The sequence below is a fragment of the Sinosporangium album genome (assembly GCF_900100605.1).
GTDB classification, from domain to species: domain Bacteria; phylum Actinomycetota; class Actinomycetes; order Streptosporangiales; family Streptosporangiaceae; genus Sinosporangium; species Sinosporangium album.
Genome location: NZ_FNCN01000008.1, coordinates 212,959 through 235,621 on the forward strand (window position 1 = coordinate 212,959; position 22,663 = coordinate 235,621).

The 22,663-nt window shown below is 69.9% G+C and carries 24 protein-coding genes, 1 pseudogene and 1 riboswitch; of the genes and pseudogenes, 14 read left to right on the top strand and 11 right to left on the bottom strand.

The features are described from left to right. The first annotated feature begins 43 nt into the window (after positions 1-43). Positions 44-538: a transcriptional regulator BldD gene (gene bldD, locus BLQ73_RS10875; RefSeq protein WP_093170265.1), complete on the top strand. Its 495-nt coding sequence runs from the start codon at positions 44-46 to the stop codon at positions 536-538. A 250-nt stretch (positions 539-788) separates the two neighbouring features. Next, the gene (locus BLQ73_RS10880) at positions 789-2,000 is read left to right on the top strand and encodes a PP2C family protein-serine/threonine phosphatase (RefSeq protein WP_093170266.1); all 1,212 of its coding nucleotides are present in this window, start codon (positions 789-791) and stop codon (positions 1,998-2,000) included. 131 nt (positions 2,001-2,131) lie between these two features. Here the strand turns inward: BLQ73_RS10880 and BLQ73_RS10885 are convergent, their stop codons facing one another. Continuing rightward, positions 2,132-2,608, bottom strand: a complete 477-nt coding sequence (locus BLQ73_RS10885; protein WP_093170267.1) for a YbaK/EbsC family protein — start codon at positions 2,606-2,608, stop codon at positions 2,132-2,134. 128 nt (positions 2,609-2,736) lie between these two features. On the opposite strand from BLQ73_RS10885, the gene BLQ73_RS10890 reads away from it, so the two are divergent. From BLQ73_RS10890 to BLQ73_RS10915, 6 genes are all read left to right on the top strand, one after another. Further along, the gene (locus tag BLQ73_RS10890; RefSeq protein ID WP_245690983.1) at positions 2,737-3,645 is read left to right on the top strand and encodes a L,D-transpeptidase family protein; all 909 of its coding nucleotides are present in this window, start codon (positions 2,737-2,739) and stop codon (positions 3,643-3,645) included. A 491-nt stretch (positions 3,646-4,136) separates the two neighbouring features. Further along, complete coding sequence (locus BLQ73_RS10895; protein WP_176955369.1) at positions 4,137-4,676, top strand: SAV_6107 family HEPN domain-containing protein; 540 nt, start codon at positions 4,137-4,139, stop codon at positions 4,674-4,676. 155 nt (positions 4,677-4,831) lie between these two features. Then, entirely contained in the window at positions 4,832-5,419 is a 588-nt protein-coding gene (locus BLQ73_RS10900) for a GNAT family N-acetyltransferase (protein WP_245690984.1), read from the top strand. Between the two features lie 102 nt (positions 5,420-5,521). After that, positions 5,522-6,193 carry an isochorismatase family protein gene (locus tag BLQ73_RS10905; protein ID WP_218125741.1) on the top strand — a complete coding sequence of 224 codons (672 nt, stop codon included), beginning with the start codon at positions 5,522-5,524 and terminating at the stop codon, positions 6,191-6,193. Between the two features lie 167 nt (positions 6,194-6,360). Continuing rightward, positions 6,361-7,011 carry an isochorismatase family protein gene (locus tag BLQ73_RS10910; RefSeq protein WP_093170269.1) on the top strand — a complete coding sequence of 217 codons (651 nt, stop codon included), beginning with the start codon at positions 6,361-6,363 and terminating at the stop codon, positions 7,009-7,011. Positions 7,012-7,166: 155 nt separating this feature from the next. Continuing rightward, a complete protein-coding gene (locus BLQ73_RS10915; protein WP_218125742.1) occupies positions 7,167-7,622 on the top strand; it encodes a MarR family winged helix-turn-helix transcriptional regulator in 456 nt (151 codons plus the stop codon). 108 nt (positions 7,623-7,730) lie between these two features. Here the strand turns inward: BLQ73_RS10915 and metF are convergent, their stop codons facing one another. Beyond that, positions 7,731-8,654 (bottom strand): methylenetetrahydrofolate reductase [NAD(P)H], encoded by a 924-nt coding sequence (metF, locus tag BLQ73_RS10920; RefSeq protein WP_093170270.1) that lies wholly within the window; start codon positions 8,652-8,654, stop codon positions 7,731-7,733. Positions 8,655-8,943: 289 nt separating this feature from the next. Here metF and BLQ73_RS10925 point away from each other — a divergent pair, with 289 nt between their 5' ends. Next, complete coding sequence (locus tag BLQ73_RS10925; RefSeq protein WP_093170271.1) at positions 8,944-10,017, top strand: polyprenyl synthetase family protein; 1,074 nt, start codon at positions 8,944-8,946, stop codon at positions 10,015-10,017. Between the two features lie 106 nt (positions 10,018-10,123). Here BLQ73_RS10925 and thiE read toward each other — a convergent pair whose 3' ends face one another. The 3 genes from thiE to BLQ73_RS10940 all read right to left on the bottom strand — a co-directional run bounded on the left by thiE (position 10,124) and on the right by BLQ73_RS10940 (position 12,406). Further along, entirely contained in the window at positions 10,124-10,774 is a 651-nt protein-coding gene (thiE, locus tag BLQ73_RS10930; RefSeq protein ID WP_093170272.1) for a thiamine phosphate synthase, read from the bottom strand. Next, positions 10,764-11,138: an Rv2175c family DNA-binding protein gene (locus BLQ73_RS10935; RefSeq protein ID WP_093170273.1), complete on the bottom strand. Its 375-nt coding sequence runs from the start codon at positions 11,136-11,138 to the stop codon at positions 10,764-10,766. The genes thiE and BLQ73_RS10935 overlap by 11 nt, the downstream gene beginning before the upstream one ends. Positions 11,139-11,230: 92 nt before the next feature. Beyond that, entirely contained in the window at positions 11,231-12,406 is a 1,176-nt protein-coding gene (locus BLQ73_RS10940; RefSeq protein ID WP_245690985.1) for an NAD(P)/FAD-dependent oxidoreductase, read from the bottom strand. A 131-nt stretch (positions 12,407-12,537) separates the two neighbouring features. After that, positions 12,538-12,653: riboswitch (TPP riboswitch) on the top strand. On the opposite strand from BLQ73_RS10940, the gene thiO reads away from it, so the two are divergent. From thiO to BLQ73_RS10965, 5 genes and pseudogenes are all read left to right on the top strand, one after another. Further along, on the top strand, positions 12,649-13,770 hold the full coding sequence (gene thiO, locus BLQ73_RS10945) for a glycine oxidase ThiO (RefSeq protein WP_093170275.1): 1,122 nt from the start codon (positions 12,649-12,651) through the stop codon (positions 13,768-13,770). (Overlaps the previous riboswitch by 5 nt.) After that, positions 13,767-13,967: a sulfur carrier protein ThiS gene (gene thiS / locus BLQ73_RS10950; protein ID WP_093170276.1), complete on the top strand. Its 201-nt coding sequence runs from the start codon at positions 13,767-13,769 to the stop codon at positions 13,965-13,967. Before thiO ends, thiS begins: the two co-directional genes overlap by 4 nt. Continuing rightward, positions 13,960-14,715, top strand: a complete 756-nt coding sequence (locus BLQ73_RS10955; protein ID WP_093170277.1) for a thiazole synthase — start codon at positions 13,960-13,962, stop codon at positions 14,713-14,715. The genes thiS and BLQ73_RS10955 overlap by 8 nt, the downstream gene beginning before the upstream one ends. A gap of 93 nt (positions 14,716-14,808) precedes the next feature. Next, positions 14,809-16,845: a Stk1 family PASTA domain-containing Ser/Thr kinase gene (gene pknB / locus BLQ73_RS10960; RefSeq protein WP_093170278.1), complete on the top strand. Its 2,037-nt coding sequence runs from the start codon at positions 14,809-14,811 to the stop codon at positions 16,843-16,845. A gap of 69 nt (positions 16,846-16,914) precedes the next feature. Further along, positions 16,915-17,936, top strand: a pseudogene (locus BLQ73_RS10965) (IS5 family transposase). A gap of 51 nt (positions 17,937-17,987) precedes the next feature. Here BLQ73_RS10965 and BLQ73_RS10970 read toward each other — a convergent pair. The 6 genes from BLQ73_RS10970 to BLQ73_RS10995 are packed head-to-tail and all read right to left on the bottom strand — an operon-like array spanning position 17,988 to position 22,651. After that, entirely contained in the window at positions 17,988-18,986 is a 999-nt protein-coding gene (locus tag BLQ73_RS10970; protein WP_093170279.1) for an NAD-dependent epimerase/dehydratase family protein, read from the bottom strand. Between the two features lie 13 nt (positions 18,987-18,999). Beyond that, the gene (locus BLQ73_RS10975; protein ID WP_093170280.1) at positions 19,000-19,842 is read right to left on the bottom strand and encodes a phosphotransferase; all 843 of its coding nucleotides are present in this window, start codon (positions 19,840-19,842) and stop codon (positions 19,000-19,002) included. Continuing rightward, complete coding sequence (locus BLQ73_RS10980; protein ID WP_093170281.1) at positions 19,839-20,486, bottom strand: histidine phosphatase family protein; 648 nt, start codon at positions 20,484-20,486, stop codon at positions 19,839-19,841. Before BLQ73_RS10980 ends, BLQ73_RS10975 begins: the two co-directional genes overlap by 4 nt. Beyond that, a complete protein-coding gene (locus BLQ73_RS10985; protein WP_093170282.1) occupies positions 20,483-21,238 on the bottom strand; it encodes a phosphotransferase in 756 nt (251 codons plus the stop codon). The genes BLQ73_RS10980 and BLQ73_RS10985 overlap by 4 nt, the downstream gene beginning before the upstream one ends. Further along, positions 21,235-22,089, bottom strand: a complete 855-nt coding sequence (locus BLQ73_RS10990; protein WP_093170283.1) for a class I SAM-dependent methyltransferase — start codon at positions 22,087-22,089, stop codon at positions 21,235-21,237. Before BLQ73_RS10990 ends, BLQ73_RS10985 begins: the two co-directional genes overlap by 4 nt. 49 nt (positions 22,090-22,138) lie before the next feature. Beyond that, complete coding sequence (locus tag BLQ73_RS10995) at positions 22,139-22,651, bottom strand: P-loop NTPase family protein (protein ID WP_218125744.1); 513 nt, start codon at positions 22,649-22,651, stop codon at positions 22,139-22,141. Between the last annotated feature and the right edge of the window lie 12 nt (positions 22,652-22,663).

Consider the following 22,663-nt stretch of genomic DNA (forward strand, 5'->3'; position numbering starts at 1 on the left):
CTTGTTGAGAGCAGGACAAAACTAAGAGCCGGGGGGCCACACGATGCCGTCTGAGTACGCCAAGTCGCTGGGTGCACGACTCCGTGCGATCCGCACCCAGCAGGGCCTGTCCCTGCACGGAGTCGAAGAGAAGTCCCGTGGCCGCTGGAAGGCCGTTGTCGTGGGCTCCTACGAACGCGGCGACAGGGCGGTCACGGTGCAGAAGCTCGCCGAGCTGGCCGATTTCTATGGTGTGCCGGTTTCGGAGCTGCTGCCCGGCGGTGCGGCGCCGAGTCCTTTGGGCCCGACGCCGAAGCTTGTGATCGATCTTGAGCGCCTCGCCCAGCTCCCCAAGGAGAAGGCCGGGGCCCTCGCGCGCTACGCGGCGACGATCCAGAGCCAGCGTGGTGACTACAACGGCAAGGTCCTGTCCATCCGCCAGGAGGACCTGCGTTCCCTTGCCGTGATTTATGACAAGTCCCCTGCCGAGCTGACCGAGGAACTCATCGGCTGGGGAGTGCTTGACGCGGAGGCGCGCCGGGCGGTCGAAACCTTCTAGGCGCTCAGCGGGCCGCTCGCGGCCCGGAACCTCTTGCTGTTGTTCGGATAAGCATTCACGGCCTTCGTGCGCGCTGGCGGCCTCACAGACGCGCACGAAGGCCGTTTTTGCTGTTCACGCCTGGTCAAATCCGGACAGACGCCGGTTGCCGTACATGTCACCTCCATAACCCTGGTGAGTTGATCTTCAATGATCGACAACGATTGTGGTAGTAACGACTCAGGCAGGGGATTCAAGAATTTTGGTGGCCATGACCACAGGCAATGGCGAGGGGGACTCCGCAACCGCACGCACCACTCCTCCACACGAGGTGCGCGTGTCCGCGGAGCACGAGGACTTCAATACGCGAGCCCAGGGCGGACCAGGCAGGCCCGAGGGCCTTGTCGCCGTGGTCGACGCCGCGGCCCGCGGCAGGGCCGATGGCCTGCTGAAAGTCCTCCCTTTCGCCATGATGGCCGGGGTCGGCCTCGCCGAGCTGCTGACCGACTCCGGCGTCGGCCTCCTCCCCCTCCTCGCCCTCGGCCCCGCCTTCGCCAGCGTCGCCTGCGAGATCCGTACGACCGCCCTGATCGGCACCATCGCGGTCACGCTCTGCCTGCTGCTCGGCGTCTACAACGACAGCCTGGGCACCGTACGCACCAACGTGACCCTCGGCGCGATCGTCGGCGTCACCGTGGCCAGCGCCCTGGCCAGCGCCGGACGCATGAGATACGAACGCCGCCTCGCCGACGTGACGTCCGTCGCCGAGGCGGCGCAGCGCGTCCTGCTCCGCCCGGTCCCCCGCCGCGCCGGCCCCGGCATCGGCATGGCCGTCTCCTACACCTCGGCGGCGGCCGAGGCCCGGATCGGCGGCGACCTGTACGAGGTCGTGACCCGGCCCACCGGCGGCGTGCGCATCATCGTGGGCGATGTCCAGGGCAAGGGCCTTGAGGCGGTCGAGACCGCCGCGGTCGTCCTTGGCGCGTTCCGAGAGGCCGCCCACGACGAGGCCGAGCTTCCCGGTGTCGTCGCGCGCCTGGAGAAGGCCCTGGCCAGACACCTGTCCGGGGAGCAGTTCGTGACCGTCGTCCTGGCCGAGGTGATCGACGAGAAGGAGATCGCCATGGTCAACTGCGGCCACCCCGGCCCTCTCGTGCTCACCGGGGACGGCGCCCACTTCCTCGCCGAACCGCCCGAGGAGGCCCCGCCGCTCGGACTGCTCTCGCTGGAGCCCGAACCGCCGGTGCCCTACCGGGTGCCCTTCGCGCCCGGCGACCAGATCCTCTTCTACACCGACGGCGTCATCGAGGCCCGCGACCCGTTCCAGCGGTTCTACCCGCTGACCGCGAGAACGCATCTGCTCGAAGGGCCCGACCCGCAGGCCGCCCTCGACGCTCTGCGGGCCGACCTGCTGCGCCACGTCGGCAGGCCGCTCGGGGACGACGCCGCCATGCTCCTGCTCCGCCGCCGCACCCCGAGCTGACCGGGCCGGCGGATCCCATGGCCCATGGTCCCGTTCCACATGATCTTCATGGTCCGTACGCGTGCGCCCGTCTCCCCCTGCTCCGGGCCCTCCGGCTTTACTCGACGCTTAACTCCACCCCCTTACTCCACCTACTCCACATTGACGGGCATTCCACCGGTAATCCGCACCAACTCATCGAAAGACGTCTGGAACACCGTGTGCGGGTGGCCGCCGGCCGCCCACACCGCGTCGTACTTGCCGAGCCACCGGTCCACGAGCGTCCGCACCGGGGCGGGGTGGCCCACCGGCGCGACCCCGCCGATGGGCTGGCCGGTGGCCTCCCTCACGAACTCCGGCGTCGCCCGTCTGACGGACTCCGCCCCGATCGTCCGGGCGATGAGCGCGGTGTTCACCCGGTGTGCGCCGCTGGTCAACACCAGCAGCGGCGCACCGTCGGCGTTGAAGATCAAACTATTGGCGATCGCCCCGATCTCACAGCCAAGCTGCGCTGCGGCGGCCTCCGCGGTGGGGGCCGAATCCGGCAGGACCACGATCTCCCCGGGCGCGTTGAGCGCCCGCAGGGCTTCGGCGACTTTCACGGCATTCGGATGGAACTTTTCTGGCATCCGCCCACTCTAAAGAGTTTGACGAACATAAGCGATTGGTTACTTTCAAGAGAGTAAGTCAGGGATTGCGTTGCTTCTACGCTAATGTCCTTGACTCAAGTCTGGCGAAATTGAGGGGATGGTTTTAGGTGGGGGTAGTTCGGCGGCCCATGGTGGCCGCTCTCATCACGGCGGGCGCCGTACTCGTCAGCGGCTGCGCCACAGGCTCTGACACGGCAGGCCCGGTCCACTCGGCGGCGTCCCGCACCGCCGCCGTCACCACGACACCGACGACCAGTACGGCGACGGCCGGTACACCGACGACCGGTACGGCCGGTACGGCGACGACCGGCCTTTTACGCGACACCGCAGCCCCCGCCTCGGGGGGAGCCATCCGTGGAACGTTCAAAACGCCCGGCAAGAGACTCGCCGTCGGTTCCAAGGGCACTGCCGTCAGCACCCTCCAGCGGCGCCTGAAGGACCTCGGCTACAGCCCCGGCACGATCGACGGCCGGTACGGCGGAGCCACCCAGAGCGCCGTCTGGGCCTTCCAGAAGATCAACGGCATCCGCCCGACCCAGACCGGAGCCGTCGGCTCCGCCACCTGGAAAGCCCTCGAAGACCCCGCGACCCCGAAGGTGCTCGCCCCCCGCGGCCGACCCGACCGGGCCGAGGTCGACCTCACCAAGCAGGTCGTGGTCCTCTACCGGCGCGGCGAGGTGCGGCTGATCAGCCACATCTCCTCCGGCAGCGGCATCCCCTACTGCGAGACGACCGAATGGCAGGGCAAGACCCAGAAGTTCTGCGGCAGCGCCCGAACCCCCACCGGCAACTACAAAACCACTTGGCGCCGGTCGGGCTGGCACAAGTCCTACCTCGGCGAGCTCTACAACCCGATCTTCTTCAACGGAGGCATCGCCTTCCACGGAGCCCTCTCGGTCCCACTCGCCCCCGCCTCCCACGGCTGCGTCCGCCTGCCCATGCACATCGCCAAAGTCCTGCCCGGCCTCCTCGGCACCGGTGTCCCCGTCCACGTCCGAGGCGCATTCCGCCGCTGACAGCCCCGGCCCGGCCGCGCCGGCACCTATCGATCCCCCTGAAGGCCCTGGGACATCGCTCCCAGGGCCTTCGCCGTGAACGGCCCGGCAGCATCCGGCTCCACCACGGACTCGCCACGCCGTCGTATGCCGCCCGACCTTGAGACACAAACTCCCCATTGGGCAACATATCGAATCTCTGTTCGCACATATGTTGACATGGCCCCTATATCGAAACTATGTTCGATAGCGTGACGTGAGACTCGCGGCTCACGTCCATGGGAGTGCCCGGCGGGCCGCCTCACCCATGGGGGCCGGCCTGCCGGGCGGCTCCACGGGCGGTGACATGTCCTCGTCGTCGGCGGAGACGATCCGGCCATGTCCAGCCGGACGGGGAGAGGGGAAGCTCCTCGTCCGGCACGCCCGGAAAACTGTCGGTGGGGTCTGCCACGCTGGGCTCAGCGGCGGAGCCCTCGCCGGGGTTCCAGGCGACCCAAGGAGGCCGAAGCACGATGCCCAGGCTCAGCGACCCACACCGGACACCCCATCCCGCCACAGGCCACCGCCCCTTCACGGCCTCCGCCCCCACGCCACCCCCCAGTGGCACGGCGCACGCACCCGAGCCGAGGCCGTCGGCTCCGCTCGCGTCGAAGGTCCGGGCGCACCTCGCCGACGCGCATGCGCGGCTCGCCGAGACGGCGACGGCGCGCACACCGGCTGGGCGCTATGTCGCCGCGCACATGGCGGCGCTGCGAGCCGCCGCGGCGGTGCTGGCGGCGCGCCCGCGCCCCATGGAAGGGCGGCGAAGAAGGCTGCAGAGCGCCTGGGAGCTGCTGCCGCAGGCCGAGCCCCAGCTCGCCGACTGGGCGGTCTACTTCGCGGCGAGCGCCGCGAAGCGGGCGGCGGCCGAGGCCGGCCTGGTCCGCACGGTGAGCGCGGCCGACGCCGACGAGCTCGCGATCCAGGCCGACACGTTCGTGACCTTGGTCGAGACCCTGCTGGGCGTCCCGCACCGGCACGCTCCCCAACCGCACATCCCCCTGGCCGGATAAGGCCCACCACACACACCCATAAATGTCATGACATAGCCCAATATGTGACCGTAGAGCGGCTTTCTTCATGGAACAGGTGAGATCCCGGCGGAGCTGTACCAAACAGCGCGGGGCGCGGGATGTGAGGTGAAACGGGCACTGCTAGTGTGCGGTGAGTGATCGGACTGCGGCACGTGGGCGCCGATGAGTTCACCGCTCGCCTGGGGTCGGTGATCTACATTTACAGTGCGGCGATGCGCCCTCCGACCGATCAGATCTCGGGGCGCAAGTGCATCATGCGCAATCACTCCGCCTATCCCGATTTCACATGCGTTCTCGCCGAGCTGCCCGACAGGACGCCGGTCGGCTTCGCGTATGGGTTCCACGGGGCGCCCGGCCAGTGGTGGCACGACGTGATCAGCCGCTCCGTGGTCGAGCTGCTGGGCGAGGAGAGCGCCTACGAGTGGTTCGACGACCCTTTGGAGCTCGCGGAGATCCACGTTCACCCCGATTTCCAGGGCAAGGGCATCGGCCGAAGCATGATCTACGCGCTCTGCGAGGGCCGCAAGGAGCGCACCGCCGTGCTTTCCACGCACGATCAGCCGACCGCCGCCCGGCACCTCTACCGCAGCCTCGGTTTCACCGACCTGTTGAGCCGGTACACCTTTCCCGGCGGCCATGAGCTGTACGCGATCGTCGGCCGCACACTTCCGCTGCCGGCGCCTACGTCCCCCAATCTCCCCCATGGCTCCTGCACGCTCTGACCACCGCCCCCGATATTCCGCATGGGACATTAGATGCGTGCACACACAACCAAAATTAGATAAATAGGCTGATCAAAGCAACAATGGCCATAAGGAAGCCTCATGTTCTTTACGGAGGAAGCCATGGCCGCGGAATACGACTACCCGACCCACCGTCTCAGCCCGGACAATACGGCGACCCTGCTGGTCGACCACCAGACCGGCCTCATCGTCGGGGTGCAGGATCACGACCAGAACGAGCTCAGCCGCAACGCGCTGGCACTGGCCCGGGCCGGGAAGGTCTTCGGGGTCCCGGTCGTGGCGTCGTCGTCGGCGCAGACGGGCCCCAACGGGCCACTGCTTCCGGAACTGGTCGCCGACCTCCCCGAGGGAACACCGATCATCCACCGCACGGGAGAGGTGGACGCGTTCGACGACCCGAGGTTCGACGACGCCGTCCGCGCGGCGGACCGGCCCAACCTGGTCATCGCCGGCGTCATCACCGACGTGTGCCTGATGTTCGCCTCGCTGTCGGCGCGGGCGCGCGGCTACAACGTGCACGCCGTGATCGACGCCTCGGGCACCACGAACAAGCTCGCCCGCGAGACGTCGATCGTACGGCTGGCCGCGGCGGGTGTCGTCGTCAACTCGACCGTGGCCGTGCTGTCGGAGCTGCTGCGCGACTGGAAGACCCCCGGCGGGCCGGGGACCGCGGAGATCTTCGGCCGGCTGGCGATGCCGTTCTACGGCGCGGTGAGCGCGAGCCACGCGGCGGCCGGGCGGGGCGAGCGGTAACCACGCAGAGCGCGGGCCGGGAGCGACGGGCGTGTGACGGCTGTCACACGCCCTTCGCGCGCCCAGCCCGGGAACAAACGGGGCACTCGGTTGTTATAGTGCATGCGCACGCATCAAAATGGATGCGTCAGAGCACGTCAGAGACGTTATTAAGGGCAGGAATCATCATGGCAACCGAGTACGACTACGCCACCAACCGCCTCACGGCAGACAACACCGCGATCCTGCTGGTGGACCACCAGACCGGTCTGATTCTCGGAGTCCAGGACCACGACCAGAACGAGGTCCGCCGCAAGGCGCAGGCCCTCGCCCGCACGGGCAAGGTCTACGGCATCCCGGTCATCGCCACGACCTCGGCTCCCACCGGCCCCAACGGCCCGCTCCTGCCGGAACTGGTCGCCGAGCTCCCCGAGGGCACGCCGATCATCCACCGCAGCGGTGAGGTGGACGCGTTCGACGACCCGCGCTTCGAGGAGGCCGTCCGCGCCACGGGCGCGACCAACCTCATCATCGCCGGTGTCATCACCGACGTCTGCCTGATGTTCCCCTCGCTGTCGGCGCGGGCGCGCGGCTACAGCGTGCATGCCATCATCGACGCCTCGGGCACGACCAACGTCCTGGCGCGTGAGACCTCGATGGCGCGCCTCCAGCAGGCGGGCGTGGTGCTGAACAGCACGGTCGGCGTGATCTCCGAGCTTCTGCGAGACTGGAAGACCCCGGCCGGCCCCGGCACCGCAGGCATCTTCAGTGAGCTGGCCATGCCGTTCTACGGCGCGGTGGTGGCGAGCCACGCCTCCGCCGGCGGCGCGGCTTCCTGACCCAAAGCGTGTGAGCCCGGGATGCCGCGGGGGCTTCCCGGGCTCACGCATGCCCCCCATCGGGCACGATGGCAGTCAACAGGACAGTGGCCGCGGGGCGGTCCCCGGTGCGAGACCATGTCGTCGGAAACCTGTCCGGAAAGTGGAGGACTACGATGCCCGGCGAGACGACGACCAGCCCGCGCGGCTTCAAGGTCGCGGTCTGGCGCTCCTTGATGGAGACGCACGTCTTCGTGCTCCGCGAGATCGAGACCGAGTTGCAGCAGCGCCACCGGTTGTCGCTCAGCGAGTTCGACGCCCTGGTCAACATCCCTGCGGAGGGTACGCGGCTGGTCGACCTGAAAAAGCGGGTCGTGCTGAGCCAGAGCGCGGTGAGCAGGCTCTGCGACCGGCTTGAGCAGCGGGGGCTCGTCGAGCGCATCCCGTGCCCCGAGGACCAGCGCGGAGTGGAGGTGCGTGTCACGCCGGCCGGGCGCAAGCTGCTCCGCCAGGCCGTCAGGACCAACGCGGACGTGGTGGAGCGGGCCTTCGCCGACCACCTGTCGCCCGCGCAGCTCGACGCCCTCCATGACGCCCTGGCCACGGTGCGCATGAGCCAGGCCGGCGCGTGAGTCGGGCCGACGCGTGAGCGCCGCCCGTGGCGGGCACGAGGCCCCGCACACGGGCTCAGGCGGCGGATCGGCGAGGGCGGCCGGGTCGAAGGGCCGTCAGCCGCGCCGTCAACCCGCCTTGGCGGGCACCGGCTGGATGCGCTGGAACACCTCGCGGGTCGCGCTCGACTTGTTGAAGGTGATGAAGTGGAGGCCCGGCGCCCCCTCGTTGAGGAGGGTCTGGGACAGCTCGGCGGCGTGCTCGATGCCGAGCCGCCTGACCGCGACGGGGTCGTGGGCGACGGCCTCGAAGCGCTTGGCCACATCATCTGGGAAGGGCGCCCCCGAGAGCTGCTCGGAGCGGGCGATCGTGCTCATCTGGGTGACGGGCATCAGACCGGGGATGATCGGCGTGTCGCACCCCTTGGCCGCGACGCGGTCGCGGAGCCGCAGGTAGTCCTCGGCGCGGAAGAACATCTGGGTGATCGCGTAGTCGGCCCCGGCCCTGCACTTGCGGACGAAGTAATCGGTGTCCGACTCGATGGACGTCGAACGCGGATGCTTGTACGGGAAGGCCGCGACGCCCACGCAGAAGTCGCCCGACTGCCTGATCAGGCGGACGAGGTCCTCGGCGTAGAGGACCCCCTCGGGGTGGCGGAGCCACTCGCCCATGGGGTCGCCGGGCGGGTCGCCGCGCACCGCGAGGATGTTGCGCACCCCGGCGTCGGCGAAGCGGCCGATGAGGTGGCGCAGCTCGCGGACGGAGTGGTCGACCGCCGTGAAGTGGGCGACGGGGGTGAGGGTGGTCGAGTGGGCGATGCGCTCGACGACGCCGACGGTGCGGTCGCGGGTGGAGCCGCCCGCGCCGTAGGTGACCGAGACGAACGTCGGGCTCAGCGCCTCAAGCTCGCGGATCGCCCGCCAGAGGTTGCGCTCGCCCTCGTCGGTCTTCGGAGGGAAGAACTCGAAAGAGAACGTGCGATCACCGGACGCGAGCATCTCGCGCACGGTCGGCACGCGATCGGGGATCATCGAGGGGCGTCCCAAAGCCATGCCTCCAAGGCTACAGGGCCTCCGCGTGCCCCGGGGGGTGACCTTCGCGGCCCGGCGCGCCGGGCCGGGAGGGCGGGCGGCATGGGGCACGGGACGTGAAGCCCGGATGCCGCGATCCGCGGCGCCCCGGGCACGTGGACGTGAAACCGATTCCGGTTCGCGGAGCCGGGCGCCGCGCCGGCGCGTTTTCCCAGGTCATGGGACCTTTCGGACAATGCATGCGGAAGCCGTACGGACTATCGGTAGACGCGCAATCGGAATGTAACTCACCGGCCGTTAACCTCATGGCATGACCACTTCCGCAGCCATCGGCACCATGGCCGAGCTCCGCGCAGGAGTCGATCGATCCCTGCGGGAGTTCGTCGACCGCCAACGCCCCCAGTTCTGGTCTCCCGATCTCGCCCCCATGCTCCTGGCCGCGGAGGAGTTCCTGGCCGGCGGCAAACGCCTGAGACCCGCGTTCTGCTATTGGGGCTGGAGGGGCGCCGGAGGCGAGGACCGCCCGGCGATGATCACCGCCGCGGCCTCGCTGGAGCTGCTCCAGGCGAGCGCGCTCGTCCACGACGACGTGATGGACGCCAGCGATCTGCGCCGGGGCATGCCGTCGGCGCACCGGCGCTTCCAGGCCCTCCACGAGAAGGCGGGATGGCACGGCTCGTCCGAGCAGTTCGGCCAGGGCGCGGCGATCCTGCTCGGCAACACGATGCTGATCTGGTCGGGTGAGATGTGGCGCACGAGCGGCCTGCCCGAGGAGGCGCTCGCGGCGGCACGCCCGGTCCACGACCACATGCGCACCGAGCTGATGTGCGGCCAGTACCTCGACCTGCTGGAGCAGGCCCACGGGGAGGGCACCTTCGAGTCCGCGCTGCGCGTGGCGCTGCACAAGAGCGGCAAATACTCCGTGGAGCAGCCGCTGCGGCTCGGTCTCGTGCTGGCCGCGAGGGCGCAGGAACCGTGGATCGACGAGGTGTGCGTGGGGTTCGGGCAGAAGGTCGGGATCGCCTTCCAGCTCCGCGACGACGTGCTCGGCGTGTTCGGCGACCCGGCCGAGACGGGCAAGCCCGCCGGCGACGACCTGCGCGAGGGCAAGCGCACGATGCTGATCGCGCGGACACTGGCCGGGGCGTCCCCGGCGCAGGCCGACGCCGTACGGCGACTGCTCGGTGATCCGGATCTGGACGCCGACGGGGTGGAGCGGCTGCGCGAGATCATCCGCGACACCGGGGCGCCGGCCTACTGCGAGGACATGATCAAGCGCTATCTCGACGAGGCGCTGGCCGCCCTAGCGGCCTCTCCGATCATTCCCGAGGCGCAGACGGCGCTGGCGGATCTGGCGGTGGCGGCCACGAGCCGCAGGACCTGACACGCGGCACTTGGAGCGCGGCACCTGACACGCGGTGCCGGACGCGAGGCGCCGCGTACGGCCCTGGCCGTCCTTGCCGGACGGCCAGGGAGGGAGCGGGCGGGGGTCAGGCGGAGGCCGCCGCCAGGCGGCGAGCGAACTCCGCGGCGGCGGCGCCGGGGTCGTCGGCTTCGGTGATGGCCCGGACGACCACGATCCGGTCCGCCCCGTGGGCGAGGACCTCGTCGAGGTTGCCGAGATCGATGCCGCCGATGGCGAACCACGGGCGCGGGGGCAGCGTGGCCGCGTGCTTGACCAGCCCGAGGCCCGGCGCGTGCCGTCCGGGCTTGGTCGGGGTGGGCCACACGGGTCCGCAGCAGTAGTAGTCCACTCCGGGTTCCTCGGCGGCGGCTGCCGCCTCGGCCTCGGAGTGGGTGGAGCGGCCGATCAGAATGCCGGGCCCGAGCATCTCGCGAGCCACGGGAACCGGCAGGTCGTCCTGGCCGAGGTGCAGGATGTCGGGCCGTACGGCGAAAGCCACGTCGGCCCGGTCGTTCACGGCCAGCAGGGCGCCGTGACGGTCGCAAGCGTCCCGGAAGACCTCCAGCAGCTCGATTTCCTCTCGGGCCTCCAGCCCCTTCTCACGTAGCTGCACGATGTCGACGCCGCCGACGAGGACATCGTCGAGGAACTCGGCCAGGTCGCCGCGGTCGCGGCGGCCGTCGGTGCAGAGGTAGAGACGGGCCGTGGAGAGCGCCGGGCGCGGGTCAGAACGCAAGGGCCTGGGCCCGGCGCTTGACCTCGGTGTGGCGGCCCGCGAGGATCGCCTCCACCGGTGCTCCCGGCAGGGAGTCGTCGGGGGTGAACAGCCAGCGTAGCGATTCGACGTCGTCGAATCCCGCGTCGGCGAGCACGGTGAGCGTGCCCGGAAGGCCCTTGACGACGTCGTCTTCGGCGAGGAAGACGGCGGGAACCTGGGGTTCGCCGCCCTCGCGCCGCACGCCGATGAGCTTGCGGTCCTTCAAGAGCTGCTTGGTTCGCCCGGAGCTTAGCCCGAGCCTCTTCGCCACCTCCGACAGGGGGAGCCACTCTCCCACGAGCTGGTCGGTCTCACGGTCGATCTGCGCAACAGAAAGCGTCACGAACCCACCACTACCACATCGTGGCCGCGAGCAAACACCCCGAGGGCCGGTCCAGAGGCCCATTTCATGACAAATCCTTCCAGGTCACCGGGTCAGGCGACCGTGCAGTCACGGAGCGTGATAGAGGGGTCGGTGATCCGGTCGACGTCGAGCCGCTGTCCGCTCTCGACGATGCGCCGGCCCTGGACGAGATCGCGGGGCCGGTCCACCGTGAGCAGGGCGGCCAGGCGGTCGTCCCCGGTCAGCCAGCACAGCGCCCACTTGGGGTCGCGCTCGGGGTCGCCGCGCCGTACGAGCCGGGCCCCGACGTGGTAGCCGGCGTATTGCACCATGCGGCCGAACTGCTCGGACCAGAAGTACGGCACGGGGTCGTAAACCGCGTCCTCACCGAGCAGGGTGGCCGCGGCGACCTCGGGGGCGTTGAGCGCGCTGTCCCAGTGCTCGACGCGCAGCCGGGCCTGGAAGCGCCGGGACCACCAGGCCGCGCAGTCGCCCACCGCGACCACTCCGGGCAGCGAGGTGGCGAGGTGCTCGTCGGTGACCACGCCGTCCTCGATCGTGAGGCCCGACCCGGCCAGCCATCCGACGGCCGGCCGTACGCCGACGCCGGTCACCACCACGTCGGCGTGAAGGGTACGGCCGGAGGCCAGGGTGACGCCGCCCGGGTCGACGGAGGCCACCCGCTCGCCGAGGACCAGGTCGATGCCGGCCGCGGCGTACCAAGGCGCGGTGTGGGCGCCGGCCTCGGCGCCGAGCGCGACCGACAGCGGCGCCTGCCCCGCCTCGACGACGGTGACCTCGCAGCCGGCCCTGCGGGCCGCGGTCGCCACCTCGGCCCCGATCCAGCCGGCGCCGACGACCACCAGGCGCACCCCCGGCCCGAACCTGGAGCGCAGCCTCAGCGCGTCGTCGATCGTGCGCAGGACCTGCTGGTCGCCTTCGCCGCGCAGCCTGATCGGAGTCGCGCCGGTCGCGATGACGAGCCCGTCGTAGAGGATCTCGCCCTCGGTGGTCTCCACGGTGCCCTCGCGCAGCCCCTTCGCGGCCACGCCGGCGCGATGTCTCACGTTCATGGCATCGAGATCGGATTCCCACCGCGACGAGTCGGCCTCCCCGAGGAGCACCGCCTTCGACAGCGGAGGGCGATCGTAGGGACGATGTGACTCTTCCCCGATCAATGTGATGTTTCCCTGGAAACCGCGCGCCCTCAGCGCCTCGGCGCTCCGCACACCGGCCAGACCCGCGCCCACCACCACGACATGATTCACACTTCCCGACCCTAATTTGCCAACCCGCATCCCACCAACGGGCGGTCAGGTAACAAAAGTCGGTATTCGCACGCACAGGTGGGATGACCGTGCCGTGCGATTCGTTCTGGGGTGGTCGTAGTCTGGAGTGTGGAACGACGCGCGGGAGTCCGGCCGCACCGGGCTGAGAGGAAGGCTGCGACGGCCTTCGACCGCCAGCGAACCTGATCCGGATCATGCCGGCGAAGGGAGCGGAACTACATATGCCCTCATCCTCCCCCCGATCTCCCGATGTTCTCGTCCTCGGTGGCGGGATCATCGGACTGTCCGCCGCGTGGCGGGCCGCCCGCCGCGGACTCACCGCCACGGTGGTCGACCCCGACCCCGGGCGGGGCGCCACCCACGCTGCCGCCGGCATGCTCGCGCCGGTCAGCGAGGTGACCTACACCGAGGAGCCGCTGCTGCGACTCGGCCTCGCGTCGCTGGCGCTCTGGCCGGCGTTCGCCGCCGAGCTCTCCGCCGACAGCGGCCACAACCTCGACTACCGCACCGACGGCACCCTCGACGTGGCGTTCGGCGCCGACGACATGGCCGCTCTGGACGACCTCTCGGTGTTCCTCGACAAACTCGGCCTGCCGTTCGACCGGCTCACCGGCCGCGAATGCCGCCGCATGGAGCCCATGCTCGCGCCGTCGGTGCGTGGCGGGCTGCTGGCCCGCGGCGACGCGTGGGTGGACCCCCGCCGGGCCGCCGCCGCCCTCCTGGCCGCCCTCGACCGCCACGGCGTGCCCGTGCTGCGGCGGCGCGCCGCCGAGGTCCTGCCCGGCGAAGGCGTACGGCTTTCCGGCGGCGACGTGCTGACCGCATCCCGGACCGTGATCGCCTGCGGGGCCTGGAGCGGTTCACTGCCCGGCCTGCCGCCCGGCGTCGCGCCGCCCGTGCGCCCGGTCAAGGGCCAGATCATGCGGCTGCGCGACCCCTCGCGCCTGCTCACCCACACCGTCCGCGGCACCGTGCACGGATCCTCGGTCTACCTGGTACCGCGCGGCGACGGCGAGGTCGTCCTCGGCGCGACCCAGGAGGAAATGGGGTTCGACACGCGGGTGACGGCGGGCGGGCTGTGGGAACTGCTCAGGGACGCCCGCGAGCTCGTGCCGGGCGTCACCGAACTGGAGGTCGCGGACACGGTGGCCGGGCTGCGCCCCGGCACCCCCGACAACCTCCCTCTGATCGGGCCGACGGCGGTGCCCGGCCTGCACATGGCGACGGGCCATCACCGGGGCGGCGTGCTGCTGGCCCCGCTGACGGCCGACCTGCTCTTCGGGGACGGCGACAAGGGCCTGGCCCTTGCGTGCTCGCCCCGCCGGTTCAAGGAAGACGCATGAATGTGATGATCAATGGCGAGGCGCACGACATGCCCCCCGGGGCTACGGTGGCCTACGCCGTACAGGCGCTCACGAGCGCGACGAGCGGCATCGCCGTGGCGGTGAACGACGAGGTCGTACGGCGGAGCGCATGGGACACGACCCCGCTCAGCGAGCGCGACCGGGTCGAGGTGCTCACGGCGGTGCAAGGTGGATGACCTCATCATCGGCGGAGAGAAGTTCGCCTCACGCCTGATCATGGGCACGGGCGGCGCGCCGTCCCTGGAGGTGCTCGACCAGGCGCTCGTCGCCTCGGGCACCGAGCTGACCACGGTGGCCATGCGGCGGCTCGACCCGGCCGCCCGGGGCTCGGTGCTCGACGTGCTGCGCCGCAGGGACATCAAGGTGCTGCCGAACACCGCCGGGTGCTACACGGCGGGCGAGGCCGTGCTGACCGCGCGGCTCGCCCGCGAGGCGCTCGGCACGCCGTGGGTCAAGCTGGAGGTCATCTCCGACGAGCGGACACTGCTGCCGGACCCCATCGAGACGTTCGACGCGGCCGAGCGGCTGGTGGCCGATGGTTTCGTGGTCCTGCCGTACATCGGCGACGACCCGGCCCTCGCCCGCCGGCTGGAGCAGGCCGGGTGCGCGGCGGTCATGCCGCTCGGGGCTCCGATCGGCTCCGGCCTCGGCATCCGCAACCCGCACAACATCGAGCTGATCGTGGAGGCGGCCTCGGTGCCGGTGATCCTGGACGCCGGCATCGGCACGGCGAGCGACGCGGCGCTGGCGATGGAGCTCGGCTGCGACGCGGTGCTGCTGGCGACCGCGGTCACGAGGGCTCAGCGGCCCGAACTCATGGCGGCGGCGATGCGTGGAGCGGTCGAGGCGGGCCGGGCAGCGCGACTCGCGGGTCGCATCCCGAAGCGTCGCTATGCCGAGGCTTCGTCACCTATGAGCAAGTAAAGGGAGCTTTGTCGGATTTTTGAGGCGGCAGCTTGGCATCGCTTTGCGACCGCCGGGCTCTACCCTCACGGAAACGCCCGTAAACTCTGGCACGTGGACACGACCGATGCCGACGCCCTAGTCGGGCGACTCCTCGACGGGCGCTATCGCGTCGAGTCAAGAGTGGCCCAAGGTGGGATGGCCACGGTCTACGTCGCGCTCGACGTGCGACTCGACCGCACGGTCGCGGTGAAGGTCATGCACGGCACCCTGTCGGCGGACCCGAGCTTCGTGCGCCGGTTCATCGGCGAGGCGAAGTCCGTGGCCAGCCTCTCCCACCCCAACATCGTGCAGGTCTTCGACCAGGGCACCGACGGTGCCACGGTCTACCTCTCGATGGAATACGTGCCGGGCCGCACCCTGCGCGACGTCCTGCGCTCGCGGGGCCGCCTGCCGGCCCGCGACGCGCTGGAGCTCATGATCCCCGTGCTGGCCGCGCTCGGCTCGGCCCACCAGGCCGGGCTCGTGCACCGCGACGTCAAGCCGGAGAACGTGCTGCTCGCCGACGACGGCAGGGTCAAGGTCGTGGACTTCGGCCTGGCCCGCGCCGTCGCCGCCTCCAACCAGACCCGCACGGGGCTGATGATCGGCACGATCGGCTACATGTCGCCCGAGCAGGTGACCACCGGGGTCGTCGACGCGCGCAGCGACGTCTACGCGGCGGGCGTCATGCTCTTCGAGCTGCTGACCGGGCGCCAGCCGTACGAGGGCGAGTCGCCCATGGCGGTCGCCTACAAGCACGTGCACGACTCGGTGCCCCCGCCCTCGACCCTGGTGCCGGAGCTCCCGCCGGAGGTCGACACGCTGGTGGCCCACGCCACCCAGCGGGAGGCCGCCGATCGGCCCGCCGACGCCACGGCCCTGCTCGTGGCCGCGGTCGAGGCGCACCGCACGCTGCCCCGCGACAGCGGGATGCGGCCGCTCTACCAGACGGTGATCCCCAACCGGCATTCCGCCTCGGGAGCGTCCACCGGCGCGCGTTCCATGCCGGTGTCGGCGCCCGTGCCCGACGCCACCAGCGTGATGCCCAGCGGCGCCATGCCGGGAGCCCCCGTCTCCGCGAGCCCGGTGCCCGGCGCGCCCGGCACCGGGGCCCGTGCGGTCCCCGGCCCCAACCACACCCTCATCCAGCCGAAGGGCGCCATCCCCCCCACGGCCCCGCCCCCCGCCGCTCCCGCCAAGCGTCGTTCCCAAGCCAACTGGTTCCTCATCGGCCTCGCCGCCGTCATGGTCGTGGCCGTGGGGGCGACCGGCTACTGGTTCTCCCGGGCCGAGGTCGTCAAGGTGCCCTACCTGCTCGGCAAGAACCTCTCGGTGGCCAAGAGCGAGGCCCTCCAGCGGGGTTTCGTCGTCGACGTCCTCCAGTCCGAGCACGACAACACCGTCGGCGAGGGCAAGGTGCTGCGCACCGACCCGGTGGCCAACGCCGAGGTCGAGGCGGGCTCCACCATCAAGCTGGTGCCCTCGTCCGGGCCCGTCCGCGTGATCGTGCCCAACATCGCCGGGCTCAGCGAGGCCGAGGCGCGCGTGCGCATCGCCGACGTGGGCCTCACCGTCGACGAGATCTCCCGCATCCCCGACAAGTCCGTGCCGCGCGACAAGGTCATGCGCACGAGCCCCCAGATCGGGTCCAAGATCCGCAAGGGCGCCAAGGTCGACCTGGTGATCAGCGCGGGCCTGGTGATGCCCGACGTGACCGGCATGCTCCGCGAGCAGGCCGAGCAGATCCTCCGCGAGCAGGGCTACAACGTGGAGATCATCGAGCAGGAGGACGCCGCCCAGCCCGGCACCGTCATCGCCCAGTCCCCGCAGCCCAAGGCCGAGGTCAACCCGGGACATGCCACCCGCCTCACCGTGTCCAAGGGCTCCGGCTTCCGCTGGCCGTGGGACGCCGACGACGACGACTCCGTCGACGGCTTCATCACCATCCCCAGCGTCCTGTTCAAGAACGTGCACGACGCCCAGAAGGAGCTCCAGGCCGCCGGTCTGAAGGTCAAGACCCGCAAGGTGTACGGCACAGGCCAGGTCAGAGCCCAACGCCCCATCGGCAACGTGGTGCCCCCGGGCACCGAGGTCCAGATCTGGCACTAGGAGCTGTTTGGAGTTCGGATCTAGGTGAGAACCCGGTGGCGGGCCGACCGGAGCTGGTAGAACTCGGACGTGGCGCGCTTCGATGTGACAGATGCCGAGTGGGCGTTGATCGAGCCGCACCTGCCGGTGGCGGCCACCGGGCCGCTGCCGCGGCGGGTGCGTGACCAGTTCAACGGGATCCTGTGGCGGTTCCGCACCGGATCCGGCTGGCGCGACGTCCCCGAACGCTACGGGCCCTGGTCCACGCTCTACTCCCGGTTCAGCGGCTGGGCCAAGGCCGGGGTGTTCCAGGGGCTGATGGACGCGCTGATCGCCGAGGCCGCAGCGCGCGGGCGGGTCGGGCTGGAGCTGGTCAGCGTGGACTCCACGATCGTGCGGGCGCATCAGGAGTCGGCCGGGCTGGCGGTCGCCGGGGAGACCCTGGATGCGCTGGAGCAGGCCCTGACCGAGGAAAAGGGGGCTCCGCTTCCGGAGCAGCCGCCGGTGCTGCGGGTGATGCGCCGCAGGTCGCGCCCGGCGCGGACGACACGGACGCGTCGTCGGGCCGGGATCGTGCCGCCACACGGCGGCGCCGCAAGGCCCGGGCCAAGGCTGCCGGGCTCGGCCGGTCCCGGGGCGGGCTGAGCAGCAAGATCCATGCCGCGGTCGACGCCGCCGGGCTGCCTCCGGCCTTTGTGCTCACGCCCGGGCAGGCCGCCGACTGCCCGCGGTTCACCACCGTCTTGGACAGGATCCGCATCCCCGGCCCGGCCGGCCGGCCTCGGACCCGCCCTGCCGCGGTGGCCGCGGACAAGGCCTACTCCTCCAAGGCCAACCGCGCCTACCTGCGCCGCCGCCGGATCGCCGCGGTCATCCCGGAGAAGGCCGACCAGCAGGCCAACCGGAAGAAGAAGGGGTCAGCCGGCGGGAGGCCCGTCGGGTTCGATCCGGAGCGCTACCGGCAGCGCAGCACCGTCGAGCGCTGCTTCCAGAAGATCAAGACCTGGCGCGGCCTGGCCACCCGCTACGACAAAGCCCCGGAAAGCTACGAGGCCGGACTCTACCTGCGAGGCTCGATCATGTGGCTGAAACTCCTCACCTCCATCACATGATCCGAACTCCAAACAGCTCCTAGCTCGGGCGATAGTTGCGGTCACCACGGGCTACACCGAGGCAATGGACGGGTTATGCCGAGAAGTCATCCAGTCCAACTGGGCACGCAAGCCTTCGAGCAGGTTTGTGGAGGGGGTCCAGCCGAGTAGTCGGCGCGCTGTGCTGGTGTCGGCGCAGGTAGTGGTGACGTCTCCGCTTCGGGCGGTCTCGGACCGGATGGAGATCCTTCCAGCGGTGAGCTGGCGGACGTGCTCGACGACGTCGCGTAGCGCTGTTTGGCCGCCGCCACCGACATTGATCACACTGTGCGACAGGAGTGCGCTACCAGCGGCGACGGTCGCGGTGATGGCGTCGTCGACGAAGGTGAAGTCTCGCCTCTGGTTGCCGTCCCCGTAGAGGGTGATGGGCTGTTCGGTGGTTGCGGCCTTCAGAAGGCGTTGGATGAACATGTCCTCACGCTGGCGGGGGCCGTACACGGTGAAGTATCGGAGGGCGACGACGGTAGTGGCGCAGTCGCGTCGTGCCGCGTGGGCCAGGCACAGTTGTTCTTCGGCGAGCTTGGTGACCGCGTACGGCGAGGCGGGCCGTGGGTGGTCGGTTTCGCTGCTGGGCCGGTTGGTGGCGGAGCCGTACACGCTGGAGGAGGAGGCGACGACCAGCCGCGGGACGCGCAGGCGGGTCACGGCGTGCATGAGGCGTTGGGTGGCGGTGATGTTGGAGGCCACATAGTCGTCGAAGTCGGCCCCCCATGAGGGGTGGACTCCCGGGATTCCGGCCAGGTGGAAGACGACATCGGCGCCGGGCAGCAGGGGTTCTATCGCACAGGTCCGCAGGTCGCCGGTGACGAAGATGAAGCGGGGGTCGTGGCGGACGTCGGCGAGGTTGAGATACGCGCCTCGGTGGAAGACAGGGTCGCGCCGGTCGATGCCGATGACATCGACGCCTTGGGCGAGCAGTGTCTGGCATAGGTGCGAGCCGAGGAATCCGGCGGCTCCGGTGACGACGGCTCGCGTGGGGCGGGGGTAGGTTTGGGGGACCGTTGAGTGCATGGGCGTCCTCCGGTTAGTACAGGTGGGTGAGGAGCAATCGGCCGTGGGCCACAAGTTTGGGGGCATTGGTCTCGTAGCCGCGTACGAGCGCGGTGACGGCTTCCAGAGCTTCGAAGCGGTGGAGGAGTTCCTGCTCTTCTGGACTGGGGTGGTGGCCGTAGCCGTCGAAGAAGGCGTCTCGCAGGGCGGGTGCCTGCCGCCAGTGGCGGTGGTGAAGTCGGGCGAAGTCGCGGATGCGTGCGTCGAGTCGGGTGTGCTCGAAGTCGACCGCGATCACATCCCGGCCGGGGCCGATGATCCAGTTGCGCGGCTGGTAATCCAGATGGCAGATCGCGCTGTCGACGACGATGCCGTCGAGCTCGTCGGCGCGCCGAAGTAATGCGTGGAGCTCGCTGGCGGTGATCAATGACGCGTGGTGGGCGCGGGTCGCCCACCACCGCATCCGTTCAGCAAGGTAAGCGGAGACGTCTGAGTTCGGGTGCGGGCCGGGGAAAGCTTGGTGGAGCAGCCGTAGGACGTGACCGGCCGCGTGGTGGGCGTGGCGCTCGGCTGGTGACCCGGGCGGGCCTTGGCTGGGGCGATGACCCGATACAGCGGTGAGCAGCAGACACTGGCTGCCAGGGTCTGCGGCGATCAGGTGAGGGGCGTGGTCGCCGAGGGCGGGCGCCCATGCGGTGTAGGCACGCGCTTCCGTCTCGAACCTGACGGGACTGCTGTGGTGCTTGAGGACGGAGCGCTCCCCGCTGGCGTCTTCTAGGAACTGCACATAGGGCGGTAGATCGATGCGGGTGATGGCCGTGACGGGTCCGAGATGCCGGTGGACGAAGCCGAGTGCGTCCTCCGCCGTGATGTTCATGACGCCTCCTGGTCAGGCAGGTGGGCGGTGTCGTTGTGGGTGTAAAGCATCCATCGTTCGTCGTCGAAGCGGTTGCGGTGTAACTGCCAGTGGGTGAGGGAGGCGTGGTCGACGGTGAAGCCTGCTGTGAGGTCGGGTCGTAGGCGCAGGAGGAGGGTGTGCGCGGCCAGGACGGTCTCCCCATGGGCGGCCAGCAGGACGCGCCCTCCTTGGTGGTCGCGAATCAGACTCGATAAGACGGTGCCGACGCGCTGGAGATAGCCGTTCCAGGTGTCGGAGCCGGGCGCCCAAGGCAGGTCGGGATGGACATGCGAGCCGCCGCGGAAGGCGGTCTTCACCTCGTACCACGGCTTGCCGTCCGCGTCGCCGTGTCGTGGCCCGTCCAAACCGTTGGCGATGACCAGGGGGAGGCCGATGGCCTGGGCCAGGATGGAGCCGCTCTCCTGCAGCCTCGGCCGTGGCCCGGCGTAGAGGTGGGTGAACGGGCGCCTCTGATGAGAGATGGCGAGCCGCTCGGCGGCCAGGATCATCTGCCGACGGCCGAGGTCGGTCAGGCCGGTGCAGGTGCGGGGGCCACCGACAACGCCGTCGGCGTTGCATTGGGCTTGACCGTGCCGTACGAAGATCAATTCGGTGACGATCACAGCAGGTTCTCCGCGACGGGTCGGACGTCGGACCACAGGTATCGGTAGCCGCCCCGGCCCTGGTAGGGGCGGGTGAGCAGGTCGTGTATCTCGGCGTAGTCCAGGAGCTGGCTGAGCGCGACCGGTGTCACGGCGCCGGCGAGGAGAGGCTGGTTGTAGGCGGTCAGCGCGCCGGTGAAGGTGCCAATCGGGAGCGGGCCGTGCGTCATGGCCAGGGTGACGAGCAGCTTGGCCAGGTCATAGCCGAATGGCGCGAGGGTGAGATCGTCGACGTCAACCATGACGGGTTCGCTACCCGCCGTCATGAGCACGTTGCGCGGGTTGGTGTCCTTGTAGAAGGCGACCCGCGTCGCCGGGTCCAGGTTCAGCAGCGGCAAGACCGCGGCGACCTCCTGGGAGCTGGCATAGCCGTCGCGTTCACGCTGTCGCAGAGCGGCCAGGCGCGGGGCCACAAAGGCGGTCAGGGATCGGCTGCTGGCCAGCGGGTGCGGACGGTTCAGGTGCGCGCGGTGCAGGTCGCTCGCCCACGCCGCAGTGTGCGCATGGCCGAGGGCTGCGGCCACCGCAGGCGCGTCGTTCACCTGGGCATGACGTCCGTCGACGAATCCGAAGTCGATGCTGGTGGTGTGCACGGCCAGGATGGGCGGTAGTCGGAGTGGTTGCGCCTGCTGGTTCAGCCAGGCGTGATGGGCGACTGCCTGGCAAACCGCCTCGCGGCCGGAGTAGGACTTAGTGAAGGTGGCGAGGGTCATGTGCGCCTGCTTCGGGTAGCGACAACGTAGGTGATCGTGGAGAGGGCTCTCATGGGACGCTCGCGTGTGTGGCGATGGAGCGCTGCGGCTATCGCTTCTGGGCGTCCGCTGAGCTCGGCTGGCAAGTGATATTTGGGGTTGGTAGCCAGGTAGGCCGCCACGTGGTCCAGTCCCGCAAAGACGAACTCGTGCTGCTCATGCTCGATGTGGGTGACGGGGATGATCGGCGCGACCAGGTCGGCGAGGTTGCCGCTATGGGCACTGGTGTACAAGCTCGGCCGTTGAGCCGCGCCGGGGTCTAAGCCGGTCCCGGCGAGGAGATCGTCGAGGGCGCGGTAGCTGTCGGCGGACTTCGTCACCAAGATCGCGGTGCCGCCCGAGGCCAGGGTCCGGCCGAGCTCGGTGATCGCTGGGCGGGGGTCAGGGGCGTGATAGAGGCAGAACGCGGCCACGACGAGGTCGCAGGAAGCATCCGGAAACGGCAGGGCGTGGAAGTCGGCGCGCAGGTAGGCCACCGCTGTACAGGCCCCAGCCTGGATCGCGGGTTCGACACGACCGCGAGCATCGGAGAGCATCGCCATCGAGGCGTCGACGAGTGCCAGGGCGCGCGGCTGAAGCCGTTCGATGAGGATACGGCTGCTGGTTCCCCTGCCACAGCCGACGTCGGCGACGGTCGCCTTGGAAGGAGTGGCGAGGCGGTTGAGGGCCAGGTCGGCGATGACCTCGGCGACGGGCCGCCCACGGGTCTTGGCCTGATGCAGCGCTGAGGTACGCACGGCCAGCCGTGTGCCGTCGCGGTACAGCTCGGCGGTCGCGGCCAGGTCGGTGAAGGCGTTGCCGGTCCATGTCATGGGCAGCCTCGCCTGCGGGCTGGCCCGGAACGGCTCGGGCGGCGGCCGACTACCGGTTGGCGGCCAGCTGTTGGAGCCAGCGCTTTGTCTGGGCACGGCTGTTCAGGAACATCACCTGCTTGCCGGTGCCATACTGGCTGATCTTCGCCAGAACCTGAGGGCGCATCTTTCGCCGGTAGGTGGCGACGTAGCGGACGACTCCCCAGTGAATGCGGTTGTAGACGCCTTGCTGGTGCTGTCCCGCGCCGTGCCGTACCTGGCGCGACAGGATGCCCCACAGAGCAGCCGGGGTGGAGACGTCCATGATCACCACGGTGTCGCAGGCTTCCAGCCGGACGTGCAGGGAGGAGTTGTAGTTGCCGTCGATGACCCAGCTCGGCTCGGAGACGAGTTCGCGTTGGGCGGCCTCGAACTTCTCCGGTGGCAGCGTGTTCCACTCGTCGTCGAAGTAGACGGCGTCCAGATGGGTGACCGGCGCCTGGAGCAGGCGGCCGAGTTCGCGGGCAACGTGGGACTTGCCGCTGCCGCCGGACCCGACGACGGCGACCCGGTTCATCTGCATGGCACTCCACGA

Excerpts from the sequence above, each read along its gene's own strand:
- bldD (WP_093170265.1), top strand. The coding sequence starts at position 44 with ATGCCGTCTGAGTACGCCAAGTCGCTGGGTGCACGACTCCGTGCGATC.
- BLQ73_RS10880 (WP_093170266.1), top strand. The coding sequence starts at position 789 with ATGACCACAGGCAATGGCGAGGGGGACTCCGCAACCGCACGCACCACT.
- BLQ73_RS10885 (WP_093170267.1), bottom strand. The coding sequence starts at position 2,608 with ATGCCAGAAAAGTTCCATCCGAATGCCGTGAAAGTCGCCGAAGCCCTG.
- BLQ73_RS10895 (WP_176955369.1), top strand. The coding sequence starts at position 4,137 with ATGCCCAGGCTCAGCGACCCACACCGGACACCCCATCCCGCCACAGGC.
- BLQ73_RS10905 (WP_218125741.1), top strand. The coding sequence starts at position 5,522 with ATGTTCTTTACGGAGGAAGCCATGGCCGCGGAATACGACTACCCGACC.
- BLQ73_RS10910 (WP_093170269.1), top strand. The coding sequence starts at position 6,361 with ATGGCAACCGAGTACGACTACGCCACCAACCGCCTCACGGCAGACAAC.
- BLQ73_RS10915 (WP_218125742.1), top strand. The coding sequence starts at position 7,167 with ATGCCCGGCGAGACGACGACCAGCCCGCGCGGCTTCAAGGTCGCGGTC.
- metF (WP_093170270.1), bottom strand. The coding sequence starts at position 8,654 with ATGGCTTTGGGACGCCCCTCGATGATCCCCGATCGCGTGCCGACCGTG.
- BLQ73_RS10925 (WP_093170271.1), top strand. The coding sequence starts at position 8,944 with ATGACCACTTCCGCAGCCATCGGCACCATGGCCGAGCTCCGCGCAGGA.
- thiO (WP_093170275.1), top strand. The coding sequence starts at position 12,649 with ATGCCCTCATCCTCCCCCCGATCTCCCGATGTTCTCGTCCTCGGTGGC.
- thiS (WP_093170276.1), top strand. The coding sequence starts at position 13,767 with ATGAATGTGATGATCAATGGCGAGGCGCACGACATGCCCCCCGGGGCT.
- BLQ73_RS10970 (WP_093170279.1), bottom strand. The coding sequence starts at position 18,986 with ATGCACTCAACGGTCCCCCAAACCTACCCCCGCCCCACGCGAGCCGTC.
- BLQ73_RS10975 (WP_093170280.1), bottom strand. The coding sequence starts at position 19,842 with ATGAACATCACGGCGGAGGACGCACTCGGCTTCGTCCACCGGCATCTC.
- BLQ73_RS10985 (WP_093170282.1), bottom strand. The coding sequence starts at position 21,238 with ATGACCCTCGCCACCTTCACTAAGTCCTACTCCGGCCGCGAGGCGGTT.
- BLQ73_RS10990 (WP_093170283.1), bottom strand. The coding sequence starts at position 22,089 with ATGACATGGACCGGCAACGCCTTCACCGACCTGGCCGCGACCGCCGAG.
- BLQ73_RS10995 (WP_218125744.1), bottom strand. The coding sequence starts at position 22,651 with ATGCAGATGAACCGGGTCGCCGTCGTCGGGTCCGGCGGCAGCGGCAAG.